General features: G+C 32.3%; 4 protein-coding genes. 3 read left to right on the top strand and 1 reads right to left on the bottom strand.

What is annotated here, in order from left to right:
* The 3 genes from HOG88_RS05755 to HOG88_RS05765 form a co-directional block, all read left to right on the top strand.
* The coding region (locus tag HOG88_RS05755) for an aminotransferase class III-fold pyridoxal phosphate-dependent enzyme (protein WP_295004141.1) at window positions 1-142 on the top strand (142 nt) is incomplete at its 5' end.
* A complete protein-coding gene (locus tag HOG88_RS05760; protein ID WP_295004135.1) occupies window positions 99-1325 on the top strand; it encodes a TolC family protein in 1227 nt (408 codons plus the stop codon). The genes HOG88_RS05755 and HOG88_RS05760, both read left to right, overlap by 44 nt.
* Window positions 1326-2339 carry an SAM-dependent methyltransferase gene (locus tag HOG88_RS05765; RefSeq protein WP_295004137.1) on the top strand — a complete coding sequence of 338 codons (1014 nt, stop codon included), beginning with the start codon at window positions 1326-1328 and terminating at the stop codon, window positions 2337-2339.
* 126 nt (window positions 2340-2465) lie between these two features.
* On the opposite strand, the gene HOG88_RS05770 is transcribed toward HOG88_RS05765, so the two are convergent.
* Window positions 2466-2729, bottom strand: a complete 264-nt coding sequence (locus HOG88_RS05770; RefSeq protein ID WP_295004139.1) for a FixH family protein — start codon at window positions 2727-2729, stop codon at window positions 2466-2468.
* Window positions 2730-3286 lie beyond the last annotated feature (557 nt).

Below are 3286 nucleotides of genomic sequence, written 5' to 3' on the forward strand. Positions count from 1 at the left end.
CATAAATAATTCACGAGAAAATGGAGTTATGCTTTTAAGAGCTGGACGTAACACACTGCGTTTCTTACCACCACTTACGATAACTAAAGAGGAAATTGATGCAGGTTTTAAAGCCCTTAACACTGTTATGTCTGCTATATAATTCTCTTCTTGTAGCGGAGGATAGCACTCTTAAAGATTATATATCCAAAAACAAAAAAGAGCAGTTTAAGTATGAGTACGAAAAGAATGAAGCAGAAGCTTCTAAACTTCGTGATTCTTGGATAGCTCCATTACAACTACAGTACATTTACTCCAGAAGTAAACCAGGGGCAAAAGAGCTTACTCGTGAAAATACAGCCATCATTATGGATCAACCTATTTTTCAAAGTGGTGGAATTTACTACGGAATAAAGTTTGCAAATGCTAGTAAAAAATATTTGGATTATTCAGTAGAAGTTGCTCAGGTTAAAATGATAAAAGTTACTCTGTCGATTTTAATGCAGATAAAACAGAGTACATTAAAAGTAAAATCCCAAAAGTTAAAAATCCAAAATGCAGAGATAAATTTAAAACTAAAAAGAGATCAATATCTTAGTGGGCAGTTAGATTCTGGATTTTTAGATGATGCTATGATAGAGAGAAATAGAGTTATATCTTTACTCTACGATTTACAAACTTCAAAAGAACTACTTGTTACAAGCTTTAAAACATTAAGTGATAGTCCGTATGAAACATTGAATATCCCACATTTTTCACTGATGAGTGAAGATGAGTTTATGCAGTACAATCTTGCAGTTAAACAGAGTCAGGCTGAAGTAGAGAAATCAGACTACTCTAGAGATATTATTCGTTCTAAATATTTACCAAAAGTTAATTTAACGGCAGGATATACATGGTCAAGTAATGAACAGTTTATTGATAATGACCTTACATTTAAGACTAATATCGCTTCCTATAACTACGGGCTAAAAGCATCAATGCCTCTAGACATTAACAGCTTTAGAGATATGGAATCAGCAAAAGTCGATTTTTTGAAATCTAAAGTAGTGGTGGAAGATAAACGCAGAGAACAGAAGGCTCTTTTTCTACAGACACTTTATAGCATAGATAACTATGAAAAAAAAATAGCCTTAGCACAAGATAATATAGAGATATATACAAAACTTTTAGAGGATACGAAAGAGCTTTTTACTGCTGGTTATAAAACTGAGTATGATGTTACACTTCTTAACAACTCTTTGGAATTACAAAAGTATGATACTCAGGTGTATGAAATAGATAAACAACTATCACTCTTAGAGTTATATGAAGTCTATATGAATGACGTAAAAGGAAATAGATAGATGCCAAATCTTATGTTTAGCGAATATATGGGTGATTGGTTATATGGAGAAGATGGATATTATTCAACTTATAAAGACATAGGAAAGAAGGGTGATTTTTATACGGCCGTTAGTACGAGTAAATTCTTTGGCGGTAGTATTGCAAAACATATTATTTCTTTAATAGATGAGGGTTTTTTAAAAGAAGATAGTGTCATTTGTGAAATAGGGGCACATCATGGTTATTTCCTCGCTGATGTATGTGAGTTTATCTATACACTAAGACCAAAACTTCTAACTACTTTAAACTTTGTTATCGTAGAACGATTTGATGCACTTCAAGAACAGCAAAATAAGTACTTTGAAGAATCATTTGGTGATGTTGTTTCTTTGACACACTATAAATCTTTGAGTGAACTTAGTTGTGACAATGCTTTTTTTATCGCAAATGAAATATTTGATGCTTTTCCTTGTGAACTCTACTTTAAAGGGAAAACAGGAAGTGTAAATGGACACGATGTCGCATTTGACATAGATGATGCATGGGTAGAAGAAAAAGCGAAGAAGTACCATAAAGATAGAGGTGAAATAGCAAGGGGTTATGAAGAGTTTGCACAAGAGATGGCTTCATCTGCAAAGACATTTGAATTTATGACTTTTGACTATGGAGAGATGCAGGCTCGTCCTGATTTTTCCCTGCGAGTTTATGTAGAACATAAGGTCATCCCTTTTTTCCTCGAAGAAGGTGAAGAAGACTTTGTAAAACATGAAGAACTCTTTTCTAAGAGTGACATCACATACGATGTGACATTCGAACATGTTAAAGATGCTTACGAAGAGGCTGGAGTAGAGTTCATAGAACTAAAGGCTCAAATGGTAGCACTAGTAGACATGGGTGTCCTAGACCTCTTAGAGATACTCAAAGAAAATGTAGATGATAAAATCTACAAACAAGAACTTGAAAAAGTAAAAATGCTTATCCTTCCAAACTTTTTAGGTGAGAGATTTAAAATGGCGAGGTTTAGAAATAGCTGAGGCTACCTTTGTTTTTTTAATTCCCATTTTGTATATATCTCAAAGACAATGGGAATAATTACTAAACTAAGTATAGCTGAGCTCACTACTCCACCTAGCATAGGTGCTGCTATTCGTTGCATAACTTCACTTCCTACTCCATCTATATACATGATAGGTGCTACCTGGCATTGCTGGCATAAAAGCTTTGACTCTTACATTAGTGTCTTTAAGTACTTTAGAATCTTTTGTGATATTTAAAATAAAAGTATTTGAGCCAGTAGTTAGTGGTTTTTGGGATGTAATACGTACTTTTGTATCTCTATGTTGTACATTTTTAGTAAATGCTGATGCATGAATAATGCTAAAACCTAATGTTAACAGCAGTAAAGTAAATAAAATATTTTTCATAATTGAGCCTTTGTTATCTAAATGTACGACAGTATACTTTTCTAATGTGTAGTGCATGTGTATAAGTGACTGAAATGCATAGAGAAGGTAGAATCTGTTAAGGTAAAACCTTATTGTACATTCTAAGACTCTTGGAATGTTCTTGCATATTAAAATATTTTACAAGTTCCATAAGAACTTTAGTTAGTTTAGTAGCTTGTAAATATATGTTAGTTCCTTCTTGATAGCTAAGAGTTAAAATTGCACCCCTGTGAATGAATCTCCACTTTTATGATATAATTTTCAACTATCGACATAACAAAAGAAATAAGGATTTTTAATACCTACAAGATTAAGAGTTGATATTGCTGGTTATCATCATGTTATCAATCGTGGTGTAAATCGTTGTAATATTTTTAATTTTAAAAGTATTTATCCTTGTTGTGAAGAATCTATTTTAATAAAAGATTTCGATATTAAAACTCTTAATGAGTTTTTAGGTGAACCAATCACAGATAAAGAGATAGAATACATAAAAACAAAAGAAAAACAGAAAATTGTTAAAGTAAACAATAGTA

Origin of the sequence: Sulfurimonas sp. (assembly GCF_018698455.1) — a bacterium.
Lineage (GTDB): Bacteria > Campylobacterota > Campylobacteria > Campylobacterales > Sulfurimonadaceae > Sulfurimonas.

Excerpts from the sequence above, each read along its gene's own strand:
- HOG88_RS05760 (WP_295004135.1), top strand. The coding sequence starts at position 99 with ATGCAGGTTTTAAAGCCCTTAACACTGTTATGTCTGCTATATAATTCT.
- HOG88_RS05770 (WP_295004139.1), bottom strand. The coding sequence starts at position 2,729 with ATGAAAAATATTTTATTTACTTTACTGCTGTTAACATTAGGTTTTAGC.
- HOG88_RS05765 (WP_295004137.1), top strand. The coding sequence starts at position 1,326 with ATGCCAAATCTTATGTTTAGCGAATATATGGGTGATTGGTTATATGGA.